We start from the raw sequence: 23,595 nt of genomic DNA, 5'->3' as shown, positions 1-23,595 counted from the left end.
GCTAGCCTGCGGGGATGAGCACGAATGAACTTGTGATCCGCCTGGCCGAGGACGCCCGCGACCTCGCCGCGGTGTTCGTCATCCGCGGTGCCGTGTTCGTCGCCGAGCAGGAGGTCCCCATCGAGGAGGAGTGGGACGACCGGGACCCGGTCGCGGACCAGTTCCTGGCGCTGCTCGACGGAGTGCCGGTCGGCACGGTGCGACTGGTGGACCAGGGCGCGGCCGACGGCGGCACGGGCGGGGTGTCGGGCCTGCTGGGCCGCCTGGCGGTGCTGCCCGAGGGGCGGGGCTCGGGCACCGGGGCCGCGCTGGTCAGGGCGGTGGAGGAGCGGGCCCGCGAGCGGGGGTTCTCCTCGGTGGAGCTGCACGCCCAGACGCACGCCCTCGGCTTCTACGAGCGGCTCGGCTACACGGCGCACGGCGAGGAGTTCCTCGACGCCGGGATCCCGCACCTGCACATGGTGCGTCGGCTCGACTGACCGGTCACGGCCTGTGTGACAGGAAGCGCACGTCCCGGAGATGTCTCCCTCGGATACTACCGAGTAGGATTCGGTTCGGTGTGGGTGACTCCACGCCCCAGCACCACCGATCCGACGAGGAACACATGACGGTCCACACGCAGCCGGTCGCCGAGGCCCCCGACCCCCGGTCCTTCGGTCTCCCCGTGGTCGAGGACGGCTCCATCCCCGCCGAACTGCGCTCCCTGGTCTCCCGCGTGCACGACCTCATCGACGTGGTCGCCAACACCGGGGCCGACCGGGAGACCCTGGCCGAGGCCGCCGCCGTCGTCGAGGACCTCACGGGTCGGCTCGACGTCGACCGCCGCCAGATCGGCACCATGGTCGAGCGCACGATGTCGGACGGGACGACCGAGTACGGCACCATCACCAACATCGTCTCCGGTGACACCAGCCCCGTCGCCCCGCCGCTCTTCCTCGAACGCGTCCCCGGTGGGCTGCGCGGCGAGGTCACGCTCAACACCATCTACCAGGGACCGCCCGGACTCGCGCACGGCGGCTGGGTCGCCGCGCTCCTGGACCAGGCCGTCGGCAGCGCCTCCGCGGTCGAGACCAGTCCCGGCCTGACCGCCAAGCTGGAAGTGAACTACCGCAGGCCCACGCCGCTGTTCACCCCGCTGGAGGTCATCGGCCGCGTGGACCGGACCGAGGGCCGCAAGGTCTTCGTCTCCGGCGAGATCCGCGCCCACGGCGAGGTCACCGCCGAGGCGACCGCCCTGATGATCCGCGTCCAGATCCCGGAGTAGGACCCCGGACCCCGGGGCCGCCGCTCCGGTGTCGCGGGCCCCTCGCGTTCCCCGCGGGCGCCCACCCGTCCTCGCGGCCCCACGGCGCTTGCTCCCCACAACGCCCCTTGTGCCCCACCCTGCCCCCACTGCACACGCCCGCCTCCCGCTCCCGTGCGTGGGAGGGAACACGCGCCCCACGACCCCCAAGCGGCGCCCGGGCACGGTACAGTCATCCTCATGACCCACCGCATCTATGTGTTTAGCCAGCCGACGCACCCGTCGGCCGCGCTCACGTAGGCGGATCAGGGAACGTCGGCAACAGAGCACTCGGGCCACCCGGCCCCGGTGCTCTTTCGTTTTCCAGGCGGCCGACGCTCCCCACGCACGCGATCCGGCGGAACGGACGGCCGCACCCGGTTCACACCCGTTGGAGGCCACCGTGCACATCCCGACCGCCACCCCCGCGCCCGACGAGCGCATCCGCGAACTCCGCGGCCGCATCGACCGGATGGACGCCGAACTCGCCGCGCTCCTGGAGCGCCGTGCGCTCGTCGCCGCCCAGGTGCAGCGGCTCAAGCCCGTCGGGTACTTCGCCGGCCGCGACCCGCACCGCGAGCGCGAACTGGTCGAGCGCATGGCCGAGCACGCGCCGCGCCTGGGGGTCGACCGACTCGCCGCCATCATGGACAGCGTGATCAGCGCGGGTCTGGCCGCCGCTCAGGAGGACGCCGAGCGCCGGTCCGAGTAGGGGTCCTCCACCGTGGGCGGCCGGTTCACCGGCACCGCACGTCCACCCACACCAGGCTGTGGTCGGAGCTCGGGAACGGATGGTCCCCGGTGAGCCGGAACAGCGGGTCGTCCGGCGCGGGCCGGAACACGCCCGCGCCGAGCCCTCCGGCGGGGCGGCGGCACCGACGGCGACGCTCCCGGGGCGGGCGGGAAGGCGCGCACCCCGGACGACGCCAGCAGGATCGTGGCGGTCGAACCGGCGTGGCGCATGGTCGGGATCCTCGCGCGGACGGGGAGTGGGGGAACGGTACCGCCCGGAGGGCGAAGCGTGTGTCCGCAGGCGTCGAAAAGGCCTTGGACCGGCCTCTCCGCCTTGCTTCAATGGGCACCTATGGATCCGATCGAACCCGTTCGTCCGTTCCGGTGGGACCTCGCCCGTGGGGACCGCCTGGGCTCCCTCGTCGACGGGCACGACACCGCCCCCGCCTATCTCGACGAGCTGACCGACTGCGCCGCCAAGGTGCTCGCCCGCAGTGCCGACGGCGATCTGTTCTTCGTGGGCCGCTCACCCGACAGCCTGTTCGACCTGCTCAGCGGCGCTCTGTCCGACGCACCCCACCAGGACCGCCTCGACCAGCTGCCCCTGTCGCTGTACGGGTTGGACGGCCAGGGTCTCGACCCCGCCGAGCGGACCCAGCTCCGAGCCAACCTGACCGCGTCGGGGCTGTCGCCCGAACGCCTTGCGCGCCGTAGGAGACCGGTGGTCCTCGTCGACCTCGTCCTGCACGGGTCCACGTTCACCAACCTGCATCGGCACCTGCGGGACTGGATCGAGGACGAGCGCGCCTCGTGGAGCGTGATCCGCACCAAGCTGCGGTACGTGGGGATCACGGCGCGGGGGAAGACCAGCCCGAACACCTGGCGGTGGCAGCAGCACGAGGACTGGGTGCGCGAACTGCCCGCCAGCGCCGTACGCAACGTCTCCATCCCGATGTGGCTGTGGCGCTACCTGGGCAACGACCAGCCCAAGACCGCGCTGTCGTTCCGGCGTACCCGCTGGGCCGACCCCGACGTCACGGTTCCCCGCCACGACGAGGGCGCCAGGGCGGCCCTGGCCGAGGCGGTGGCGGTCTACCGGCACGGCCGCACGACCGCGGCCCGCTCCCGGATCCATCGCGTGCTCACCGGCGAACCGGCCTTCCGCGAGCCCTGGCTGCGCGACCTCGCCCGCACCCTCCGACCCCGCTGACTCGCCCCGTCAGAGCGTTTCCCCCGTTCCTACGATGGCCTGGAGGTCGGGTACCGCCGCGTCGGCACGGGTCGTCCGCATGCTCGGAACCGCCTCCGGCTTCGGTGCCGGATCGACCCAGGACACGTACGTCTGAGTGTCACCGCGAGAGCACACACGGAGGGCGGAGCGAAGGGAGCCGAACCTTCCGTGGATGGGCGCGGCGTCCCCGGTGAGGACGACACGGCCGTCACCGAAGTACTGACCCCACGCGAGGATGACGCCGTCCTGCTCGTCGTCGTCCATCGCGAAGACCGCGAACCTTCGTGGGGCTTCCTCGGTGGCCAGGGCATCGGCTTCGGCGCGCAGCGCTTCGGGCGTGATCGCCAGAAGGATGGACTGGCGCGTGCTGTTGTTCTCCATGCACTGAGGCTGGGACACGAACGTCACCCTGCGCTACCGGTTCCCGCTCACCACGAGAGCTGTGGGTTCACGCCCGAAATGCCGGGTGGGCGTGCGGAGGGCTGTGGGCAGGCGCCATCCGCTGTGACCACGGATGAAGGAACGGTGACCAGGTGACCGAACTCGGCCTGTGGAAAGCCCCCACCGACAGTGAACGTAGAACTACGCTGAGAAGGCCGAGTCACCGCGATGGCCGGTGACTTCACCCCTCACCCCCTCCCGGAGTGCCGCTGTGACCGATCTGCACATTGTTCCTGAGGAAGAGACGGACGAGTCGCAGGGCGCCACCCCACTCGCGCTCAGGTACTACGCGAGCGAACTCAAGCGCCATCGCGAGGCAGCGGGTCTGACGCAGGCGCTGCTCGCCGATCAGATCCCGTACTCCAAGTCCATGGTCTCGATGATCGAGACCGCCAAACGGTCGCCGCTGGACGCCCGCGAGGGTGACACGGTCACGTCCAAGTTCACCGAATACTGCGACGAAGTGCTGGAAACCGGGGCGCCCTCGGCCGGATACTGCCCCTCTTAGAAAGCGCCAATGACGTCTACAAGAGTTGGTTCAGGCCCTACGCCGCGCTTGAGAGCGAGGCCAAAGTCATCATGGAGTTCGCGAGCCAGACCGTACCTGGCCTGCTCCAAACCGAGGACTACGCACGGGATCTGCTTCGTTCGTACTACCCGCCGATGACCGATGAAGAGGTCGAACGGCAGGTTCAGGGACGCTTGCGGCGTCAGGAGATTCTGCGCTCGGACACCCCTCCGCTGCTCTGGTTCGTTCTGGATGAAGCGGTGCTCCGGCGTCCGGTAGGCGACGATTCGGTCTTCCGCGCGCAGCTTGAGAGGCTCGTGGTCGCTGGGCGTGATAGGCGTATCAAGATCCAAGTCATGCCATTCGAGCGGCGGGCGCACGCGGGTCTGAGTGGAATGATGGTGATACTTCAGCTGCCTGAGGAGCGCGCTGTTTACGCCGAAGCTCCAGGTACCGCGCACATCACGACCATCGAGCAGGAGGTTGCCGAACGGATGCTGTCCTTCAACGCGATCTGTGAGAAGGCGCTGTCCGTAGAGGAGTCCCTGCAGATGATCGCGAGCATGTTGGGAGAACCATGAGGAAGACGTCCGCGGATTTCGGCTGGAGAAAGTCGAGCTACAGCAGCAACCAGGGTGGCGCGTGCGTGGAGGTGGCGGCGGACTGGTGGAAGTCTAGCTACAGCGGGAGCAAGGGCGGCGACTGCGTGGAGGTGGCGGAGGGTGCGTGCCACATGCATCTTCGCGACTCCAAGAACCCCGGCTTGGGCTACTTCTCCTTTGGCGCGAGTGAGTGGAGTGCCTTCCTCACGTCCGCTGGGCGCGGCTGACTCCTTCTGAAACCTCGATGAACGGTTTTCGCTCGGTCAGTGAGCGAGTTTCGTCCATGTTGTTCGTGAGACGCACGTCCCAAAGCGGTGCGCATGGTCGGGGAACGGCGGGTGGTGGTCACCGCCACTCTGTGAGCAGGCGCCCGAGATGCCCGAAGGTCCTGTGACCGCCTGTGGGTACGGGTCGCGAGTCATGTGTCCTCATGGCCGAGTCGGAGATGGACGCCTTCGTCCGCCACTACGCCCGTGAGAACAACATCCTGATCCAGGACCCCCTCTCACCGCTGGGCTCGTGTCTTCGTGGCACGAGTCCAGTCGGTTGTCCACAGGGGGCCGCGAGAGTCGTGGGAAAGTCGTAGGCTCGGGAGCATCACCAGTCCATCCACCCTCCTGGGGGCACCCGAGCCATGGCCGACTCGTTCACCCATCTGCACGTCCACACCGAGTACTCGATGCTGGACGGCGCCGCGAAGCTGAAGCCCCTGTTCAAGGAGGCCGCGCGGCTGGAGATGCCTGCGGTCGCCATGACCGACCACGGCAACATGTTCGGGGCGTACGAGTTCTACCAGCAGTCCAAGGGCTCGGGCGTCAAGCCCATCATCGGCATCGAGGCCTACGTCGCGCCGGAGTCGCGCTTCCACAAGAAGCGGGTGTTCTGGGGTCGGGCCAGCGGTTCCGACGACGCCGCGGCCGAGGGCGGCAAGGACATCTCCGGGGGCGGCCGCTACCTCCATATGACGATGCTGGCGCAGAACGCCACCGGGCTGCGCAACCTCTTCAAGATGTCCTCGCTGGCGTCCATGGAGGGCTACTACATGAAGCCCCGGATGGACCTGGACCTCATGGCGGAGAACAGCGAGGGCATCATCGTCTCCACGGGATGCCCGTCGGGCGGTGTGCAGACCCGGCTGCGGCTGGGGCAGGAGAAGGAGGCCATCGAGTACGCCGCCAAGCTCCAGGACATCTTCGGCAAGGAGAACGTCTTCCTGGAGCTGATGGACCACGGCGTGGACATCGAGAAGCAGGTCCGCGACGGCCTGCTCAAGGTCGGCCGCGAGCTGGACATCCCGCCGCTGGTGACCAACGACTCCCACTACGTCTACGAGAGCCAGGCCTCCGCGCACGACGCGCTGCTGGCTGTGGGTGTGGGCAAGAACCTGGACGACCCCACCCGCTTCCGCTTCAACGGCTCGGGCTACTACCTCAAGACCCCGGACGAGATGCGGGGCCTGCTGAACTTCGACGAATGGGCCCAGGGCTGCAAGAACACCCTGCTCATCGCCGAGCGGATCGAGCCCGACGCCTACGACTCGGTGTTCGCCCACCGCGACCTCATGCCCGCCTTCCCCATCCCCGAGGGCGAGACCGAGTCGTCCTGGCTGCGGAAGGAGGTCGAGCGCTGCCTGCCCAACCGCTATCCCGACGGGGTCAGCGACGAGTACCGTCGGCGCGTCGACTACGAACTCGGCATCATCAACGAGATGGGCTTCCCGGCCTACTTCCTCGTCGTCGCCGACATCTGCCAGTACGCGCGCCGGGAGGGCATCGCGCTGGGACCGGGCCGTGGCTCGGCCGCCGGCTCGATGATCGCCTACGTCCTGGGCATCACCGACCTGGACCCGATGGCGCACGGCCTGCTGTTCGAACGGTTCCTCAACCCGGAACGCGTCAGCATGCCCGATGTCGACCTGGACTTCGACGAGCGTCGGCGCACCGAGATGATCGACTACGTCACCCGCCTGTACGGCGAGGAGCGCGTCGCGCAGATCCTCACCTTCGGCACCATCAAGGCCAAGGCCGCCGTGAAGGACTCCACGCGCATCCTCGGTATGCCCTACTCGGTGGGCGACCAGATCACCAAGGCCTTCCCCGCCGCCGTGGGCGGGGCGGAGATCCCCCTGGACGCGGTCTTCAACACCGACCACGAGCGGTACCCGGAGACCACGGAGCTGCGCAACCTGGTCGACAACGACCCCCAGGTCTCCAAGGTCATGGAGACGGCGCGCGGTATCGAGGGCCTGACCCGCGGTACGGGCGTCCACGCCGCCGGCGTCATCCTGTCCCGCGATCCGCTGCTCGACGTCATCCCGCTGCACAAGCGCGACACCGACGGCGCCATCATCACCGGCTTTCCCTACCCTCAGTGCGAGGACATGGGTCTGCTCAAGATGGACTTCCTGGGCCTGCGCAACCTCACGATCATCGATGACGCGGTCAAGAGCATCAAGGAAGCCGACGGCGTGGACCTGGACATGTCCAAGGTCCCCCTCGACGACAAGAAGGCCTACAAGCTCCTGGCGCGGGGCGACACCCTGGGCGTGTTCCAGCTGGACGGTGGCGCGATGCGCAACCTGCTCAAGCGGATGGAGCCGAAGAACTTCGGCGACATCACGGCCGTGATCTCGCTGTACCGGCCCGGCCCGATGGCCGCCAACGCGCACAACGACTACGCCGACAGGTCGAACGGGCGCCAGGACGTCACCCCCATCCACCCCGAGCTCAAGGAAGCCCTGGACCCGATCCTCGGCGAGACGTACCACCTGATCGTCTACCAGGAGCAGATCATGGCCATCGCCCAGCAGATGGCCGGGTACAGCCTGGGCGGCGCCGACCTGATGCGTCGGGCCATGGGCAAGAAGAAGAAGGAGGCCCTGGAGAAGGAGTACGAGAAGTTCTCCGCCGGGATGATCGAGAAGGGCTTCTCCCGGGAGTCCATGCAGGCGATCTGGGACGTCATGCTCCCCTTCGCCGGGTACGCGTTCAACAAGTCGCACGCGGCCGGATACGCTCTCGTCGCGTACTGGACCGCCTACCTCAAGGCCAACTACCCCGCCGCGTACATGGCCGCGCTGCTGACCTCGGTCAGTGACGACAAGGACAAGATGGCGGTCTACCTGGCCGAGTGCCGCGCGCAGGGCATCAAGGTGCTGCCGCCGGACGTCAACGAGTCGGGTCTGCGCTTCACCCCGGTCGGCCGGGACATCCGCTTCGGTATGGGCGCGGTCCGCAACGTCGGCGCGAACGTGGTCAACTCGATCATCAAGACCCGCACGGAGAAGGGCAAGTTCAGCTCCTTCACCGACTTCCTGTCCAAGATCGAACTGGCCGCCTGCAACAAGAGGGTCATCGAGTCCCTGGTCAAGGCGGGTGGATTCGACTCCCTGGGTCAGCCGCGCCGTGAGCTGTACCGCCACCACGAGACCGCGGTGGACGGCATGATCAGCTCCAAGAAGCAGGAGGCGCACGGCCAGTTCGACCTTTTCGGCGGAGGCGAGGGCGACGAGGACTCCACCCCCATCGGGCTCAACATCAACTGGGGCGACGAGGAGTGGGACCGCAAGACCAAGCTCGCCTTCGAGCGGGAGATGCTGGGCCTGTACGTCTCCAGCCACCCGCTGGCCGGAGCCGAGCGGGTGCTGGCGCGCTCGCGGGACACCTCGATCGCGCAGGTCGTGGCGGGGGAGATGGCGCGCGAACGCGGAGAGGTGCGGATCGCGGGGCTGATCTCCAAGGTGGACAAGCGCACCAACAAGGCGGGCAACCAGTGGGCGATCGCCACGGTGGAGGACCTGGACGCCTCGATGGAGGTCCTGTTCTTCCCCAAGACGTACCCGCTGTACGTGGACGCCCTGCTGGAGGACACCGCGGTCACGGTCAAGGGCCGGCTCAACGACCGCGACGGCACGTACTCGATGTTCGCCTCGGAGATGTCGATCCTGGACATCTCCCACGTCACCGAGGGGGAGCCGCCGGTCCTGCTGACCGTGGACGAGAAGCGGCTCACCCCGGAGCTCGTGGCCGACCTGCGCCAGGTGCTGGACACCCACAAGGGCGAGACCCCGGTCCGCATCCGGGTGGACAACCCGGTCCGCTCGCGGATCTACGCCGTGGACCGGTACACGGTGCGGATCTCCCCGGAGTTCAACGGTGAGATGAAGAGCCTGCTGGGGGCGTACGCGGTCGACTACTGACCGCCGGACCCACAACCCCGAGTCCCCGCGTGCCCTTGCGGCACGCGGGGACTTTTTTCGTGCTCGCGCTTGCCACGATCGAGTTAGCGATATATCTTTGAGCTATCGCGACACGGTAAGACAGTCGCGCTATATCGATCTAAGGAGAACACCATGAGCGCCATGGCACTTCCCGGCCCCTGGTCCTGGAACGCGCGCGGCGGACGCTCCGGCCGTCCCGGACGCTCGCGCGGATTCTGGGGCTGGGCCCCGGGCGACGACCCCCGCGACCGGCTGCGCGGCCACCACGAGGCCCATCACGACGAGGGGCCGCACGAGCACCGGGCCCGGTTCGGCCCACCCCCGCCCACCCCGCCCCAGCCTCCGTTCGGACCGCCGCCGCCCCAGACGCCTCCCGGCGTGCCGCCGTGGGGAGGCGGGCCCTTCGGTCACGGCCACGGCCCCGGCTTCGGCGGGTTCGGCCCTGGCGGTGGCTTCGGGCCCGGCCGAGGCGGGCGCGGCGGCCGCGGCGGACACCGCGCCAAGCGCGGTGACGTGCGTACCGGCATCCTCCTGCTGCTCGCGGAGGAGTCGCGCAGCGGCTACGAGATCATCCGCGAGGGTCGCGAGCGCAGCGGCGGGATGTGGCGCCCCAGCCCCGGCTCGGTCTACCCGATGCTCCAGCAGCTGGAGGACGAGGGCCTGGTCGTCCAGGAGGAGGGCGAGGGCCGCCGACGCCCCTACCGGCTGACGGAGGAGGGCGTCGACTACCTGGAGGAGAACGCCGCCGGGCTCACCCCGCCCTGGGAGGCGGTGGCCGACGCCTACGCCGACAGCCGGTCCCGCTACGAGGAGATCAGTGCTCTCGCCTACCAGCTGAGCGCCGCCGCCGCGCAGGTCGTGCAGGCGGGCACGGACGAGCAGGTGGAACGGGCCAAGCGGCTCCTGGGCGACTCGACGAGGAGCCTGTACCGGATCCTCGCCGAGGAGGCCCCCGAACCGGCCGCCCCGGGCGCCCCTGACACGGGCGTCGACGAGGACGAGGACTGACCCGCCGGGACACCACGGTCTGGCGGCCGTGCCGCGGCCCCCACACGTGACGGCGCCCGCGGGCGGAGGATCTCCGCCCGCGGGCACCGTTCGTGTCGGTCACGGCGTCCGTGGGGGAGGCGTCCGGCGCGCCCGACTCACGCGCTGTGCAGGACTTCGGCGTGGCGCATTTCGTGGACGGTCGTGATCCGACCGAAGAAACCGGCGGCGGCCGGATCGGTCGGCATTTCCTTGGCCGCGCGCTCGGCCTCCTCGCGGGTGGCCCACAGGATGACGTCGCCGATGCTGCCGTCGTCGTAGCGCACCAGCTGGGCACTGACGAAACCGGAGCCGTACCGCTCCCTCAAGCGCTCCACGAGTGCGTCGCGGCCGGCGGCCAGGGCCTCGGCGTCGTCGGTCTCGAAGCGCACGTACTCCAGTGTCATGGCTGACCCGTCCCTCTGCTCGTTAGTCACGGATTCGATCATCCAAATCCGTGACGTGAAGGTATCACGGATTCAGGTGGGCGAATCCGGTAGGTTGGCGCTATGGCGCTGCGCGAGTTCGACGACATGCCGTGGATCGGCCACGAACACCCGGTTCTGGACCTGACCAACACCGTGGTCGTCGGGGCCGGCCCCGGGCACGGTGACATCGACTTCCTCACCGACCCGGGCCTGCGCGCCGTGTGGCGCGCACGGCTCGGCGACCGCGCGCTCGCGGAGGAGCCGACCGCGGAGCTGCGCTCCCTGCGGACGCTCGTCCGCGCCGCGGTGGACTCCGTGGCGCGGGGAGGGGCGGTACCCGACCACGCGCGCGAGGGTCTCAACGCCCTGGCCGCCGAGGCTCCCGTCACCGTGCGTCTGGAAGCGGACGGTCGGCTCGGCCACACGGAGGCGGGCGGCGGCGCCCGTGCCGCGCTGGCCCGGCGCGCGCTCGAACTGGTGGCGGGGGAGGGCCGCGAACGCCTGCGGCGCTGCGACGCGCCCAGCTGCGGTATGTACTTCCTGCGCACGCGCCGGGATCAGGCGTGGTGCACGGTGGCCTGCGGGAACCGGGCGCGCGCCGGTCGGCGCCGACCCGTCGCCTGAGCCCAGCCATCACCATCCGTCCCCGCGCCGGCCCGCTTCCGTCCGTGTGAGGGATCGGTAGCGCGGGAGCCGGCTACCGCACCGCCGTACCCCCATGCGGATCTCGCGATGGTGTCCTCCCGCGCTCCCGTGCACGGGGAGTGCGTCGCGATGGTGAGCAGCACCGGCGTTCTTCCCCGCCCTCGCGTGTGCGGGGCGGGAACTACCGGACGGTGGTTCCGTCGGCGAGTTCGCGCAGGAGATCCAGGTGCCCGTTGTGCCGGGCGGTCTCCTCGATCATGTGCACGAGGACCCACCGCAGGGTGGTCGGATCCTCAGCGCTGCGCGCACGCAGCGCCGGGGTGTCCAGGTCGAGTCGCGCGGTGACCTTCCGGGACCGCTCGCACTGGGCTCCGTACTCGTCGAGCAGCCGGGGGAGCGGGATCTCGGTGCCGCGGCGCCACTCGGCGTCGGGGGCGTCCGCGGCGGCGTGGCCCTGCCTGGGAAGACCCAGGAGGAGCATCTCGAACCAGGCGTGCTCCACCCAGCGCAGGTGGGAGACGATCCCCCCGATACTCATCAGCGGGGAACCCGGCAGCGGAGTGGCCGCGGCGTGCCGGGCGCCCAGACCGGTACACGTGCGGTGGACGGTCGCGCGGTGCGCGTCCAGCCACGCGCTCAGCATGGTGGCCTCGTCGGCGTCCACGGGCGGGTCGAGGCGTGCGGCCGAGGGGACGGAAGGGGACGATCCGGTCGTCACGGTGGCGAACCTATTCGCCGGTGGTTCCGTCGGCGAGTTCACGCAGGAGGTCCAGGTGCCCGTTGTGCCGGGCGGTCTCCTCGATCATGTGCAGCAGCACCCACCGCAGGGTCGTGCGCCCTCGATGGTCGGTGACGGCCCGGGCGGAACTGCCGAGTTCGAGCCGCGTGGTGATCTCCCGGGAGCGCGCGCACTGGGCGTCGTACTCGTCCAGGAGCTCGCTGAGCGGTCGGTGCAAGCCGACCCGGAACTCGCCGTCGGGATCGTCGACGGAGTAGGGCGCCGGATGCGGCTGGTTGAGGAGCACCACCTCGAACCAGTACGCCTCGACCCAGCGCAGGTGGGAGACGATGCCGCCGATACTCATCAGCGGCGACGCGGGCAGGGGCGTGGCCGAGGACAGCTCAGCCGCCAGGCCGGCGCATTTGGCGTGCACCGTGGCCCGGTGCCAGTCCAGCCAGGACAGGAGCATCGTGCGCTCGTCCGCGGCCATCGGCGGGTCGACACGCGGGGTCGCGGACAGGGTGACGGGGCTGTTCATGTCGCTCATGCCGGTATTCTCCTTCCGGCCATGCCCCGCAGCCAGTGGTTTTCGGGGCGACGGGGACGGGGAGGACCGGATGACCGAGGACGGGCGGCCCGCAGGGGCACAACGCCGACTGATCGTGGGGGCGTGCCTGTTCGGAGGCGTGGCGCTGCTGGGAGCTCTCCTGGGGCCGCTGTGGTGGGGGTTGGTTCCCGTCCGGGCCGAGGGCACCGCGCTCGGCGACGGCGAGGTCTTCACCGGCACCAGCCAGGCCGTGTTCGCGGGCGAGGGCTACTTCGTCGTCATGACCGCGATCGCCGGGCTGGTCACCGGCTACGTCGCCTACATGGTGCAGTTCCCGTTGGCGCGGCGCGTGTCCCAGGACCTGCGGATGGTGTGCCTGCTGGCCGGGTTCGCGGGCGCGGTCGCGGCCACGCTGCTCACCTGGCGGATCGGCACGGCCCTGGACGCCCCGCTGCACGCGGCGCTGGCGGCGGCCGAACCGGGGGAGACCGTCGAGGTCGGACTCCGGCTGCGTGCCACCGCCTTCCTGGTGGCCTGGCCCTTCGTCTTCGTCCTGCAGTACGCGCTGCTGGACCTGATCAGTGCGATCCGCCGTGACCAGCCCGGGGTGCCGGAGCGGACACCCGTGCGGAGCCCCGGCGTCACCACCCCTGCATCACCCCCCGCCCCCGGCCCCGCTGCCGACCAGGCCACCGGACGCGCAGCGGAGGCCGAGCGGACCCCCGACACGCCGCAGGCCCCGGCGCGGGGCGGACCCGCCTCGCGCCCACCCGCCCACCGGGGCCCGTCCGACGGCGAGACGCGGCCCGACGAGGCCTGACCCGCCGCCCGAGTCACACGGTCCGGACCGAGTCCTCGTACATGGCGTCGAGCAGGTCGCGGTACTTGTCCTCGACCGCCCTCCGCCGCATCTTCAGACTGGGCGTGATCTCCCCCTCGTCCACGGAGAGCTCGCGGGGCAGGATGGCGAACTTCTTGATCGTCTCGTGCCGCGGCAGGTCCCGGTTCAGCACGTCGATGGCCTCCTGCACCATCTGCCGCACCTTCGGCTCGTCGACCAGCCCGGAGTAGTTCAGGGCCCCCAGGCCGTTGTCCTCCGCCCAGACCTCGATCGCCTCGGGGTCCAGGGCCACCAGCGCCACGCAGTACGCGCGCCGGTCGCCGTGCACGATGAAGTTGCTGATGTAGGGGCACACCGACTTGAACCGGCTCTCGATGCCCTGCGGCGCCACGTACTTGCCGCCGGAGGTCTTGATCAGCTCCTTCTTGCGGTCGGTGATCCGCAGCCGGCCGTCCTCCAGGACACCGATGTCGCCGGTGGCGAACCAACCGTCCTCGGTGAGCACCTCCTCGGTGGCACCGGAGAGGTTGTGGTAGCCGCGCATCACACCGCCGCCGCGCAGGAGCACCTCACCGTCCTCGGCGATCCGCACCTCCGTGCCCGGCATGGGGAGCCCGACGGTGCCGAAACGCACGTCGCCCGGTCGGTTGACGAAGGAGCCCGCGCTGGTCTCGGTGAGCCCGTACCCCTCCAGGATCGTCACGCCGGCACCGTAGAAGAAGCGTCCGATCTCCGGGGCGAGGGGCGCGCTGCCCGACACGAAGAACTTGAGCCGTCCGCCGAACCTGGCCCGCAGCTTGCTGAACACCAGCCGGTCGGCCACCGCGTGCTGGAGGGCGAGCAGGCCCGTGGGCTCCTTGCCCTGCTCCCTGACCCGGGCGACCCGGTCGCCCACGCCCACGGCCCAGGTGAAGATGCGGAACTTGGCGGCGCCGCCCTCCTTGGCCTGCATGACCACCCGGTTGTAGACCTTCTCGAAGATGCGCGGCGCCGCCGCCATGAACGTGGGCCGCACGATCGCCAGGTTGTCGACGATCTTGTCGACGCGCCCGTCCACCGCCGTCCGGAACCCCATCCGCAACTGGCTGACCTGCATGTACTTGCCGAACACATGGGACAGCGGCAGCCACAGGTACTGCACGTCGTCACCGGTCATCAGGTCGTGGCCCTGCGCCTTGACCTCCTCCCCGAGGTCGTGGACCGCCTGCGCCTCGTACAGCCAGTTGGCGTGGTCCAGCCGGACGCCCTTGGGCCGACCGGTGGTGCCGGAGGTGTAGATGAGCGTGGCGAGGTGGTCGGGATGGACCGCGTCCACGAGCTCGTCGAACAGGTCGGGCTGTTCCGTGGCCAGCTCAGCGCCCCGGGCCTCCAGTTCGGCCAGCGTCATGACCCAGTCGCCGTCGCCCTCGCCGTCGAAGACCACGACCTTGGACAGCCCCGGCATCCTCGGACGCTGGTCGACGAGCTTGGCCACCTGCTCCGCGTCCTCGGCGAAGGCGACCATGCTCCCCGAGTCGGAGACGATGTAGGCGCAGTCGGGCGGAGTGGAGGAGGGGTAGATGGTGGTGACGGCACCGCCGGCGCACAACACGCCGAGGTCGGCCAGGATCCACTCGATCCTGGTGCTCGCGTCGATGGCGCACCTGGCCTGGGAGGTCACTCCGAGCGTGTGCAGGCCGAGCGCGATGTTGCGCACCCGGTCCAGTGTCTGTGACCAGGTGAGGGACCTCCACTCCTCCGGAGCGCCGGTCGTGTTGGGGACGGGGAAGCTGAAGGCCTCGTGGTCACCCGACTCCCGCACGCGGGAGAGGAACATGTCGGGGACGGAACGGGCGGGGGATTCACTGTTGCCCATGTCACAAAGCTACCCCTGGGTAGGGGTTGCGGCAACAGTCGGTACACACGCTCCGGCCCCGGACCGGGCCGGGTCGGATCGGGTCAGAGCGCGCCGATCGGCGCGGTGACGGCCTCGGTCAGGGAGATGAGGTCCCGCGGTGCCAGCTCCATCTGCAAACCGCGCCGCCCGGCGGACACGAACACCGACGGCAGGCCCGTGACCGAGGAGTCCACCACCGTCCGCAGCCGTTTGCGCTGCCCCAGCGGGCTGATGCCGCCGCGCACGTACCCCGTGATCTTCTCCGCGCGGGCCGGATCCGCCATCGTCGCCTTCTTTCCGCCGACCGCGGCCGCCAGTGCCTTGAGGTTGAGTGTCGTGCTCACCGGGACGACCCCCACGGTGAAGACCCCGTCCACCTCCGCGATCAGCGTCTTGAAGACCTGCGCGTGCGGGACACCGAGCGCGTCGGCGGCGTCGGCCCCGTAGGAGTGCCCGTCGCCGTCGGCGGAGTACGGATGAAGGGTGAAGGTCGTCTTGGTCCGCCCGGCGGCCACGGTCGCGGGCGTGGCTTGTGCACTCATGGATCCCCTGGTGGTGTCGGCGCGCCTGGGCGCGGGTCTGCTTCCGGCGGGAGAGCGCGACCCGACTGTTCCGGACGCACTCCCGGCCCGCCCAGCAATCTAGTTGAACGAGACGCCGTTGTTGAGGAAGGGACCCGCGGGAAGGTTGGGAAGAGTGGGAGCCGCCACGATCCGGTTCTCCCTGCGCAGGAAGCGCGCGGCCACCGCCAACCGCGTCGCGGCGTCCTCCGCCTCCAGCAGCCGCTGCTTCTCCGCCTGGTCCAGCACCGTCGAGGCCGCCACCGAATAGGAGAGGGCGATCGGGTCCTTGGGCAGGTCGGGTGAGGTCTCGGGCGCCATGCCGATCGCGGCCAGGCGCTCGCAGTAGACCTCGTACAGGTCCCGGACCCGTTCGGCGTGCTCCTCCACGTCCGGCCCCAGGGGCTCGGGCAGGAACGACACCGAGCCTCTCGCGTACTCGTCGGGGGAGGAGGGGTCCACCTCGGACAGGTCGGTGACCGAGAACCGGGCACCGCCCTCCACGACCAGGTCGTAGCGCCCGTCGCCGTAGGGCCGCACATCGCGGACCACGGCCGTGCACCCGACCGCACTGATCCGGGGCAGCGACGTGTGCGAGCCGCCGGTCGTCGGCACGCCCGTCTCCGCGCCGCCCGCGCCCTGCCCGGACTCGCTGGCCACCTCGTGGCCCAGCTCGATCCACACCACCCCGAAGCGCCGCGGTCCGCGCGCGCTCTCCCGGGCGGCGGAGGACGCGGTGTCGGTGTCGGTATCGGTGTCGAGCAGTTCCGAGACCAGGCGGCGGTAGCGCCGCTCGAAGATGTGCAGGGGGACGCTCATACCGGGGAACAACACGGTGTTCAGCGGAAAGATCGGCAGTGCCACGGGCATACCCCCAGTATGCCGGTCACGACGCGCTACGGGCGTCGCCGTCCCGGGCGGGGCGCACCACAGCGCCCCGCACCGGGCACACGCGAGCGTCCCGGGGCGGGACGGCCGGTTCTCCCCTCAAAGACCGGCCGTGCCGACACCCCGGGACGCGTGGACGGGCCACCCCCCGGTGGCCGTGGATTCTGGTGCGGTCAGGAGACCGACGGTCCGGCCGTGCCAGGGGCGCCCTGGCTGCCGGCGTCCTCGCTGGGCATGTCGCGGGCGACGAAGGTCTCCACGTCGAACAGGTTGCCGTTGGAGCGGTCCACCACGTTGAGCAGCGTGGACATCGTGGCGACCTCCTCGGTCTGCTCCTGGATGAACCACTGGAGGAACTGTTCGCCGGTGTAGTCGTCCTCGTCGCGGGCGACCTTGGCCATACGCAGGAACTGGTCGGTCACCTCGCGCTCCTGGCGCAGGGCCAGGGCGACGAGATCGCGCGGAGACGTGAAATGCGTCTCGATCTCGTCCACACCCGGCATGGCGAAGTCGATGTCGCTGTCCAGGAGGAAACGCACGATCATCATCGCGTGGTCGCGCTCCTCGAGCGACTGCTCGTAGAACACCCGGGCCAGCTGCGGCAGGTCCTGGTTGTCGAACCAGGCCGCGATCGCGACGTACTGGTGCGAAGCGGTGAACTCGTGTCGCACCTGGTCAACCAGGAGACGGTGGAACTTGGAAAGACCGCTATCCGAACTCTTACCTGAAGTCATGGCCCTACGATAACGCAAACAAAAGCAATATGCGAAACGCGCCCGGGTGTGCCGGAATTAGTTAGGCAAGCCTTTCGCAATATCGCTGAGGTTAGGTATTCCAAAGTAAGGCGACACTTATTCGTCCGGTATGCGGGGCGGTGTTCGCCGATGCCCCTCCGGCGGTGTTCGCCCCGGTCGCACCGGTCGCGCGCGGATGTGGTGTCCATCATTCGGACACCGCCACCCACCAGACGGGCGGAGCACCCTAGACTGGGGCCGTGATCAGTCGAATCGACCTCCGAGGCACCCAAGGCGACCCCCGAGAAGCCCTTCCGCGGGCGGAACTCGACGTGGCGGCCGCCGTCGACCGCGTGCGGCCCCTGTGCGAGGACGTACGCCATCGCGGCACCGAGGCACTGATCGACCTCACCGAACGCTTCGACGGCGTCCGGCTCACCGACATCCGCGTCCCCAAGGACGCGATCGACGCCGCCCTGACGGGCCTCGACCCGGTCGTGCGCGCCGCGCTGGAGGAGTCCATCCGGCGCGCCCGCCTGGTCCACCGCGACCAGCGCCGCACCGACCACACCACCCGGGTCGTCCCCGGCGGATCCGTGACGGAGAAGTGGATCCCCGTCGACCGGGTCGGCCTGTACGTACCGGGCGGCCGCGCGGTCTACCCGTCCAGCGTCATCATGAACGTCGTTCCCGCCCAGGAGGCGGGGGTGCGCTCCCTGGCCGTCAGCTCGCCGCCGCAGAGCGACTTCGGCGGGCTGCCGCACCCGACCATCCTCGCGGCCTGCGCCCTGCTGGGCGTCGACGAGGTCTACGCCGTCGGCGGCGCCCAGGCCGTGGCGATGTTCGCCTACGGCGCGGGCGAGTGCGAACGCGTCGACATGGTCACCGGCCCGGGCAACATCTGGGTCGCCGCGGCCAAACGCCTGCTCAAGGGCGTCATCGGCATCGACGCCGAGGCCGGCCCCACCGAGATCGCGATCCTGGCCGACACCACCGCGGACCCCGACTACGTCGCCGCCGACCTCATCAGCCAGGCCGAGCACGACGTCGTCGCCGCCTCCGTCCTGGTGACCCCGGACGAGGCCCTGGCCGAGGCCGTCACCGCGCGCCTGGCCGTCCGCGTCGCCGCCACCAAGCACGGCGACCGCGTCCGCGAGGCCCTCGCGGGGCCCCAGTCCGGCATCGTCCTGGTCGACGACCTCGACCACGGGCTCGCCATCGTGAACGCCTACGCGGCCGAGCACCTGGAGATCATGACCGAGGACGCCCGGGCGGTCGCCGACCGCGTGCGCAACGCGGGCGCGATCTTCGTGGGCGACCACTCGCCGGTCTCCCTGGGGGACTACGCCGCCGGGTCCAACCACGTCCTGCCCACCGGCGGCTGCGCCTGCCACTCCGGTGGCCTGAGCGTGCAGACCTTCCTGCGGGGGGTGCACATCGTCGACTACGACCGCGACGCGCTGGCCGACGTCGCCCATCATGTGGTCGCCCTGGCCGAGGCCGAGGACCTGCCCGCGCACGGCGAGGCCGTGTCCGCGCGGACGGACCCGAGCCGGGGCTGAGGCCGACGGCCCCGCCGGGAGGTGCGGGATGCGGTCACCGCGACCACCGTCGTCACACGCGCCCCGGATGCGTCCGGCATCGCGTGACGGAGGTGACCACAGAAGTCGGACGTCGCGGCCCTCAGGATCGGGCACCACGGTCCGACGGGTCTGCCCGGAGGGGTGGTCGCACGGCCACCGGCTCGCCCGCCGTCGTCCTCATCGAAGGACCACGGGTCCGCCCGAACGGACGGACCGACGGCCACACAACCCACCGGCCCACAACCGAGCACGAGCGTGACACACGTGAGTTTCAGCCTGAACGACCTGCCCCTGCGCGACGACCTCAAAGGCCAGTCGCCCTACGGTGCGCCGCAGATGGACGTGCCGGTGGTCCTCAACACCAACGAGAACCCGCACCCGCCGTCCGCGCGCCTGGCCAAGGCCCTGGCCGAGGCGGTCGCCGAGACCGCCCTCGACCTGAACCGCTACCCCGACCGCGACGCCGTCCGCCTGCGCGAGGGCCTGGCCGCCTACCTCGGCCACGGGCTCACCGCCGCCCAGGTGTGGGCCGCCAACGGCTCCAACGAGGTCCTCCAGCAGATCCTCCAGGCCTTCGGCGGCCCCGGCCGCACCGCGATGGGGTTCGAGCCCTCCTACTCGATGCACCCGATCATCTCGCGCGGCACCGGCACCGCGTGGGTCCCGGTCCCGCGCGACGCCGACTTCCGCGTCGACGTCGAGGCCGCCCTGGCCGCCATCGAGGAGCACCGGCCCAGCGTCGTCTTCCTCACCTCGCCCAACAACCCCACCGGCACCGCCGTGGACATCGCCGACATCCGGCGCCTGGCCGAGGCGGCACCCGGGGTCCTGGTCGTGGACGAGGCCTACGCCGAGTTCCGCCGCGAGGACACGCCCAGCGCCGTGACCCTGCTGGACGACCACCCGCGGCTCATCGTCTCGCGCACCATGTCCAAGGCGTTCGCCCTGGCCGGCGCGCGTGTGGGCTACCTCGCCGCCCACCCGGCCGTGGTCGACGCCCTCCAGTTGGTCCGCCTGCCCTACCACCTGTCCGCGGTCACCCAGGTGGTCGCGCTCACCGCACTCGACCACGCCGACGAGCTCCTCGGCGCCGTCGACGACCTGCGCGCCGAACGCGACGCCCTGGTCGCCTGGCTCCGCGGGCACGGCTTCGCCGTCGCCGACTCCGACGCCAACTTCGTCCAGTTCGGCGAGTTCGAGGACCGCACGAGCGTGTGGCGGGCGATGCTCGACCACCAGGTGCTGATCCGCGAGGTCGGCCCGCCCGGCTGGCTGCGCGTCACCGTCGGCACCCCGCAGGAGATGGCCGCCTTCCGCACCGCCCTGCTCGCGGCCACCGGCCGCTGACCGGCCGCTGACCGACCGCCCGCCGCCCACCACCAGCCTCAACGGACGGCCTTCGGCCGCAGTACCGCCCACGTGCCACCAGCAACGAACGGCCTGACGGCCGCCTATCCTCAACGCCAGGAGGGACCACCATGAGCCGCATCGGACGCGTCGAACGCGCCACCAAGGAGACCAAGGTCAGGGTCGAGATCGACCTCGACGGTACCGGGGTCGCCGACGTCTCCACCGGCGTCGGCTTCTTCGACCACATGCTCGACCAGCTCGCCAAGCACGGCCTGTTCGACATCACCGTGCGCACCGAGGGCGACCTGCACATCGACTCCCACCACACGATGGAGGACACCGCCCTGGCCCTGGGCGCCGCCTTCCGCGAGGCCCTCGGCGACAAGCGCGGCATCCGCCGCTTCGCCGACGCCAAGGTGCCCCTGGACGAGGCCCTCGCCGAGGTCACCGTCGACGTCTCGGGCCGCCCCTACCTCGTGCACAGCGAGCCGGAGGGCATGGCGCCGATCATCGGCCGCGACTACGACACCACCATGACCCGGCACATCCTGGAGTCGTTCGTCGCCCAGGCGCGCGTCGCCCTGCACGTCCACGTGCCCTACGGCCGCAACGCCCACCACATCGTCGAGTGCCAGTTCAAGGCCCTGGCCCGCGCCCTGCGCACGGCCACCGAGAACGACCCGCGCGTGAGCGGGATCCCGTCCACCAAGGGCGCCCTGTAGATGGACCACCAGCTGTGGGGCCTGTTCTTCATCGTGCTGGCCGGGTTCCTGGCCGGAGGCACCTACGCCCTGTGGAAGACCAACCGGGTCCTGGCCGTCGCCCTGGGCGGATGCACGGCGCTGGCCGTGGCCGCCGGCGTGCTCCGGCTCGGCTACCTGTAGACACCGGCCCCTCGAGAAAGGGAAGCACTCCCATGCCCGCACACGTGGTCGTCTTCGACTACGGCTCCGGCAACCTGCGCTCGGCCCAGCGCGCCATGGAGCGCACCGGCGCCGAGGTGACCGTCACCTCCGACCCGCGCGTGGCGCTCGAGTCCGACGGGCTCGTCGTCCCCGGTGTGGGCGCCTTCAGCGCCTGCATGTCCAGCCTGCGGGCCGCCGGCGGCGACCGCGTCATCGGCAGGCGCGTGGCCGGGGGACGCCCCGTCCTGGCCATCTGCGTGGGCCTGCAGGTCCTCTTCGACCGCGGTGTCGAGCAGGCCGGCGTGCACGCCGAGGAGAAGGCCACCGAGGGCTGCGGCGAGTGGCCCGGCACCGTCGAGCGCCTGCGCGCGCCCATCCTGCCCCACATGGGCTGGAACACCGTCCGCGCGCCGGAGGACTCCGTGCTCTTCGACGGCATCGACCCCGACGACCGGTTCTACTTCGTGCACTCCTACGCCGTGCGCACCTGGGAGCTCGCCTCCCACAACCCGCGCGTGAACCCGCCCCGGGTCACCTGGGCCGAACACGGCGAACCGTTCGTGGCCGCCGTCGAGAACGGGCCGCTGAGCGCCACGCAGTTCCACCCGGAGAAGTCCGGCGACGCCGGCGCCCGCCTGCTGGCCAACTGGGCCGCCACCCTGTAGCGCGACCACCCCACCGAGTACGAGAAGGCACGATGACCGGCGAGACCACCCCGACCACCCCCGCCCTCGAACTGCTGCCCGCCGTGGACGTGGCGGGCGGCCAGGCCGTCCAGCTCGTCCAGGGCAAGGCCGGTTCCGGCGGCCAGTACGGCGACCCCTTCGAAGCCGCCACCGCCTGGCAGAACGCCGGCGCCGAGTGGATCCACCTCGTGGACCTGGACGCCGCCTTCGGCCGCGGACACAACCGCGACCTGCTGCGCGACATCGTCGGCCGCCTGGACGTCAAGGTCGAGATGTCCGGCGGCATCCGCGACGACGAGTCCCTGGCCGCCGCCCTGTCCACCGGCTGCCGACGCGTGAACATCGGCACCGCCGCGCTGGAGAACCCCGAGTGGTGCGCGAAGATCATCGCCGAGCACGGCGACAAGATCGCCATCGGCCTGGACGTGCGCGGCACCACCCTGGCCGCCCGCGGCTGGACGCGCGACGGCGGCGACCTGTTCGCCACCCTGGAGCGCCTGGAGTCGGAGGGCTGCGCGCGCTACGTGGTCACCGACGTCAACAAGGACGGCACCCTCAAGGGGCCCAACCTGGACCTGTTGCGCACCGTGTGCGAGCGCACCGACAAGCCGGTCGTGGCCAGCGGCGGCGTGTCCAGCCTCGACGACCTGCGCGCGATCGCCACGCTCGTGCCCGAGGGCGTGGAGGGCGCGATCATGGGGACCGCGCTCTACGAGGGGGCGTTCACCCTGGAGGACGCCCTGGCGACCGTGAAGGACGTGAACCGGTGACCCTGGCCGTCCGAGTCATTCCCTGCCTGGACGTGGACGCGGGCCGCGTCGTCAAGGGCGTCAACTTCGAGAACCTGCGCGACGCGGGGGACCCGGTGGAGCTCGCCGGGACCTACGACCACGGCGGCGCCGACGAGCTCACGTTCCTGGACGTCACCGCCTCCAGCGGCAACCGGGAGACCACCTACGACGTGGTGCGCCGCACCGCGGACCAGGTGTTCATCCCCCTGACCGTGGGCGGCGGCGTGCGCAGCACCGACGACGTCGACCAGCTGCTGCGCGCGGGCGCGGACAAGGTCGGCGTGAACACCGCCGCGATCGCCCGGCCCGAGCTCATCTCGGAGATCGCCGAGCGCTTCGGCCGCCAGGTCCTGGTGCTCTCCGCCGACGTGCGCCGCGTCCGCGAGGGCGGCGAGCCCACGCCCAGCGGGTTCGAGGTCACCACCCACGGCGGGCGCCGGGGCACCGGCATCGACGCCCTGGAGTGGTGTGAGCGCGCCGCCGACCTGGGCGCGGGGGAGATCCTGCTCAACTCGATGGACGCCGACGGCACCAAGGAGGGCTTCGACCTGGAGCTCATCCGGGCCGTGCGCGCCCGCGTGGACGTGCCGCTGATCGCCTCCGGCGGCGCGGGGGCCGTGGAGCACTTCGTCCCCGCGGTCGAGGCCGGCGCCGACGCGGTCCTGGCCGCGACCGTCTTCCACTTCGGGGAGTTCACCATCGAGGACGTCAAGCGGAGCCTGCGGGAGGCCGGACACCCGGTGCGCTGAGCGCACCACCTGGGGACCGGCCTCCCGGTCCACGCGGCGTGGACACAACGTTCGTTCCCCGCCGTGGCCGGTCAACGCCCACCGGGTCGCGGGCGGCCTGGAGGAGACCGGACGGCTCGACGACGAGACCTGGCCGCTGGGGACGACGACCGGTGGCTCCACACGGCGGGGGCCGTGCCCGGCCGGGCACGGCCCCCGCGCCATGCTCGCCGAACATGTGGTGAACAACACGTCCGCGCCGATCATCCCA

26 protein-coding genes and 1 pseudogene are annotated in these 23,595 nt (G+C 70.7%); 18 read left to right on the top strand and 9 right to left on the bottom strand.

The genetic code is table 11. The annotated features are described in order from the left end of the window. Nucleotides 1-14: 14 nt before the first annotated feature. From HNR10_RS05720 to HNR10_RS05710, 3 genes are all read left to right on the top strand, one after another. Nucleotides 15-479: a GNAT family N-acetyltransferase gene (locus HNR10_RS05720; protein WP_179821420.1), complete on the top strand. Its 465-nt coding sequence runs from the start codon at nucleotides 15-17 to the stop codon at nucleotides 477-479. A gap of 125 nt (nucleotides 480-604) precedes the next feature. After that, entirely contained in the window at nucleotides 605-1,264 is a 660-nt protein-coding gene (locus HNR10_RS05715) for a PaaI family thioesterase (RefSeq protein ID WP_179821418.1), read from the top strand. Nucleotides 1,265-1,685: 421 nt separating this feature from the next. After that, nucleotides 1,686-1,994: a chorismate mutase gene (locus tag HNR10_RS05710; protein WP_179821417.1), complete on the top strand. Its 309-nt coding sequence runs from the start codon at nucleotides 1,686-1,688 to the stop codon at nucleotides 1,992-1,994. A 25-nt stretch (nucleotides 1,995-2,019) separates the two neighbouring features. Here the strand turns inward: HNR10_RS05710 and HNR10_RS31095 are convergent. After that, nucleotides 2,020-2,133: pseudogene (locus HNR10_RS31095) on the bottom strand (endonuclease/exonuclease/phosphatase family protein); the annotation flags it as partial. A 233-nt stretch (nucleotides 2,134-2,366) separates the two neighbouring features. Between HNR10_RS31095 and HNR10_RS05705 the strand changes: the two are divergent. Further along, nucleotides 2,367-3,224: a hypothetical protein gene (locus HNR10_RS05705; RefSeq protein ID WP_179821415.1), complete on the top strand. Its 858-nt coding sequence runs from the start codon at nucleotides 2,367-2,369 to the stop codon at nucleotides 3,222-3,224. Between the two features lie 9 nt (nucleotides 3,225-3,233). Here HNR10_RS05705 and HNR10_RS05700 read toward each other — a convergent pair whose 3' ends face one another. After that, nucleotides 3,234-3,626: a hypothetical protein gene (locus tag HNR10_RS05700; RefSeq protein WP_179821413.1), complete on the bottom strand. Its 393-nt coding sequence runs from the start codon at nucleotides 3,624-3,626 to the stop codon at nucleotides 3,234-3,236. A 271-nt stretch (nucleotides 3,627-3,897) separates the two neighbouring features. Between HNR10_RS05700 and HNR10_RS05695 the strand changes: the two genes are divergently transcribed. The 5 genes from HNR10_RS05695 to HNR10_RS05675 all read left to right on the top strand — a co-directional run bounded on the left by HNR10_RS05695 (nucleotide 3,898) and on the right by HNR10_RS05675 (nucleotide 10,023). Beyond that, the gene (locus HNR10_RS05695) at nucleotides 3,898-4,194 is read left to right on the top strand and encodes a helix-turn-helix transcriptional regulator (protein WP_179821411.1); all 297 of its coding nucleotides are present in this window, start codon (nucleotides 3,898-3,900) and stop codon (nucleotides 4,192-4,194) included. After that, nucleotides 4,137-4,775 (top strand): DUF5753 domain-containing protein, encoded by a 639-nt coding sequence (locus HNR10_RS05690; protein ID WP_312889478.1) that lies wholly within the window; start codon nucleotides 4,137-4,139, stop codon nucleotides 4,773-4,775. The genes HNR10_RS05695 and HNR10_RS05690 overlap by 58 nt, the downstream gene beginning before the upstream one ends. Beyond that, the gene (locus HNR10_RS05685) at nucleotides 4,772-5,023 is read left to right on the top strand and encodes a DUF397 domain-containing protein (protein ID WP_179821408.1); all 252 of its coding nucleotides are present in this window, start codon (nucleotides 4,772-4,774) and stop codon (nucleotides 5,021-5,023) included. The genes HNR10_RS05690 and HNR10_RS05685 overlap by 4 nt, the downstream gene beginning before the upstream one ends. A gap of 407 nt (nucleotides 5,024-5,430) precedes the next feature. Beyond that, nucleotides 5,431-8,994 (top strand): DNA polymerase III subunit alpha, encoded by a 3,564-nt coding sequence (gene dnaE / locus HNR10_RS05680; protein WP_179821406.1) that lies wholly within the window; start codon nucleotides 5,431-5,433, stop codon nucleotides 8,992-8,994. A 153-nt stretch (nucleotides 8,995-9,147) separates the two neighbouring features. After that, nucleotides 9,148-10,023: a PadR family transcriptional regulator gene (locus tag HNR10_RS05675; protein ID WP_179821404.1), complete on the top strand. Its 876-nt coding sequence runs from the start codon at nucleotides 9,148-9,150 to the stop codon at nucleotides 10,021-10,023. Between the two features lie 137 nt (nucleotides 10,024-10,160). On the opposite strand, the gene HNR10_RS05670 is transcribed toward HNR10_RS05675, so the two are convergent. Then, nucleotides 10,161-10,448, bottom strand: coding sequence for a hypothetical protein (locus tag HNR10_RS05670; protein ID WP_179821403.1), 288 nt, complete (start codon nucleotides 10,446-10,448; stop codon nucleotides 10,161-10,163). A 102-nt stretch (nucleotides 10,449-10,550) separates the two neighbouring features. Here HNR10_RS05670 and HNR10_RS05665 point away from each other — a divergent pair, with 102 nt between their 5' ends. Further along, entirely contained in the window at nucleotides 10,551-11,093 is a 543-nt protein-coding gene (locus tag HNR10_RS05665; RefSeq protein ID WP_179821401.1) for an ABATE domain-containing protein, read from the top strand. Nucleotides 11,094-11,295: 202 nt separating this feature from the next. On the opposite strand, the gene HNR10_RS05660 is transcribed toward HNR10_RS05665, so the two are convergent. After that, nucleotides 11,296-11,832 (bottom strand): DinB family protein, encoded by a 537-nt coding sequence (locus tag HNR10_RS05660; RefSeq protein ID WP_312889131.1) that lies wholly within the window; start codon nucleotides 11,830-11,832, stop codon nucleotides 11,296-11,298. A gap of 10 nt (nucleotides 11,833-11,842) precedes the next feature. Then, nucleotides 11,843-12,382, bottom strand: a complete 540-nt coding sequence (locus HNR10_RS05655; RefSeq protein WP_179821399.1) for a DinB family protein — start codon at nucleotides 12,380-12,382, stop codon at nucleotides 11,843-11,845. 70 nt (nucleotides 12,383-12,452) lie between these two features. On the opposite strand from HNR10_RS05655, the gene HNR10_RS05650 reads away from it, so the two are divergent. Further along, a complete protein-coding gene (locus HNR10_RS05650) occupies nucleotides 12,453-13,202 on the top strand; it encodes a hypothetical protein (RefSeq protein WP_179821398.1) in 750 nt (249 codons plus the stop codon). Between the two features lie 13 nt (nucleotides 13,203-13,215). On the opposite strand, the gene HNR10_RS05645 is transcribed toward HNR10_RS05650, so the two are convergent. From HNR10_RS05645 to HNR10_RS05630, 4 genes are all read right to left on the bottom strand, one after another. Next, nucleotides 13,216-15,078 (bottom strand): AMP-dependent synthetase/ligase, encoded by a 1,863-nt coding sequence (locus HNR10_RS05645; protein WP_179821396.1) that lies wholly within the window; start codon nucleotides 15,076-15,078, stop codon nucleotides 13,216-13,218. A gap of 83 nt (nucleotides 15,079-15,161) precedes the next feature. Beyond that, a complete protein-coding gene (gene ybaK, locus HNR10_RS05640) occupies nucleotides 15,162-15,614 on the bottom strand; it encodes a Cys-tRNA(Pro) deacylase (protein ID WP_179829552.1) in 453 nt (150 codons plus the stop codon). A 126-nt stretch (nucleotides 15,615-15,740) separates the two neighbouring features. Continuing rightward, nucleotides 15,741-16,529: an LON peptidase substrate-binding domain-containing protein gene (locus HNR10_RS05635; RefSeq protein ID WP_179821394.1), complete on the bottom strand. Its 789-nt coding sequence runs from the start codon at nucleotides 16,527-16,529 to the stop codon at nucleotides 15,741-15,743. 191 nt (nucleotides 16,530-16,720) lie between these two features. Then, nucleotides 16,721-17,281 carry a ferritin gene (locus tag HNR10_RS05630; RefSeq protein WP_179821393.1) on the bottom strand — a complete coding sequence of 187 codons (561 nt, stop codon included), beginning with the start codon at nucleotides 17,279-17,281 and terminating at the stop codon, nucleotides 16,721-16,723. A gap of 260 nt (nucleotides 17,282-17,541) precedes the next feature. Here HNR10_RS05630 and hisD point away from each other — a divergent pair, with 260 nt between their 5' ends. The 7 genes from hisD to hisF all read left to right on the top strand — a co-directional run bounded on the left by hisD (nucleotide 17,542) and on the right by hisF (nucleotide 23,345). Beyond that, the gene (hisD, locus tag HNR10_RS05625; RefSeq protein WP_179821391.1) at nucleotides 17,542-18,843 is read left to right on the top strand and encodes a histidinol dehydrogenase; all 1,302 of its coding nucleotides are present in this window, start codon (nucleotides 17,542-17,544) and stop codon (nucleotides 18,841-18,843) included. 285 nt (nucleotides 18,844-19,128) lie between these two features. Next, nucleotides 19,129-20,211 (top strand): histidinol-phosphate transaminase, encoded by a 1,083-nt coding sequence (locus HNR10_RS05620; RefSeq protein ID WP_179821389.1) that lies wholly within the window; start codon nucleotides 19,129-19,131, stop codon nucleotides 20,209-20,211. Between the two features lie 131 nt (nucleotides 20,212-20,342). Continuing rightward, nucleotides 20,343-20,936, top strand: coding sequence for an imidazoleglycerol-phosphate dehydratase HisB (hisB, locus tag HNR10_RS05615; protein ID WP_179821387.1), 594 nt, complete (start codon nucleotides 20,343-20,345; stop codon nucleotides 20,934-20,936). Continuing rightward, nucleotides 20,937-21,098 (top strand): hypothetical protein, encoded by a 162-nt coding sequence (locus tag HNR10_RS05610; protein WP_179821386.1) that lies wholly within the window; start codon nucleotides 20,937-20,939, stop codon nucleotides 21,096-21,098. It abuts the gene before it with no gap. Between the two features lie 32 nt (nucleotides 21,099-21,130). After that, nucleotides 21,131-21,784: an imidazole glycerol phosphate synthase subunit HisH gene (gene hisH / locus HNR10_RS05605; protein ID WP_179821384.1), complete on the top strand. Its 654-nt coding sequence runs from the start codon at nucleotides 21,131-21,133 to the stop codon at nucleotides 21,782-21,784. Between the two features lie 32 nt (nucleotides 21,785-21,816). Beyond that, nucleotides 21,817-22,575, top strand: a complete 759-nt coding sequence (priA, locus tag HNR10_RS05600) for a bifunctional 1-(5-phosphoribosyl)-5-((5-phosphoribosylamino)methylideneamino)imidazole-4-carboxamide isomerase/phosphoribosylanthranilate isomerase PriA (protein WP_179821383.1) — start codon at nucleotides 21,817-21,819, stop codon at nucleotides 22,573-22,575. Next, nucleotides 22,572-23,345: an imidazole glycerol phosphate synthase subunit HisF gene (hisF, locus tag HNR10_RS05595; protein WP_179821381.1), complete on the top strand. Its 774-nt coding sequence runs from the start codon at nucleotides 22,572-22,574 to the stop codon at nucleotides 23,343-23,345. The genes priA and hisF overlap by 4 nt, the downstream gene beginning before the upstream one ends. Nucleotides 23,346-23,595: the final 250 nt, after the last annotated feature.

Origin of the sequence: Nocardiopsis aegyptia (assembly GCF_013410755.1) — a bacterium.
GTDB lineage: Bacteria > Actinomycetota > Actinomycetes > Streptosporangiales > Streptosporangiaceae > Nocardiopsis > Nocardiopsis aegyptia.
Note: the sequence above shows the minus strand (reverse complement) of the source record. Positions and strands in the feature narration are given on the sequence as shown.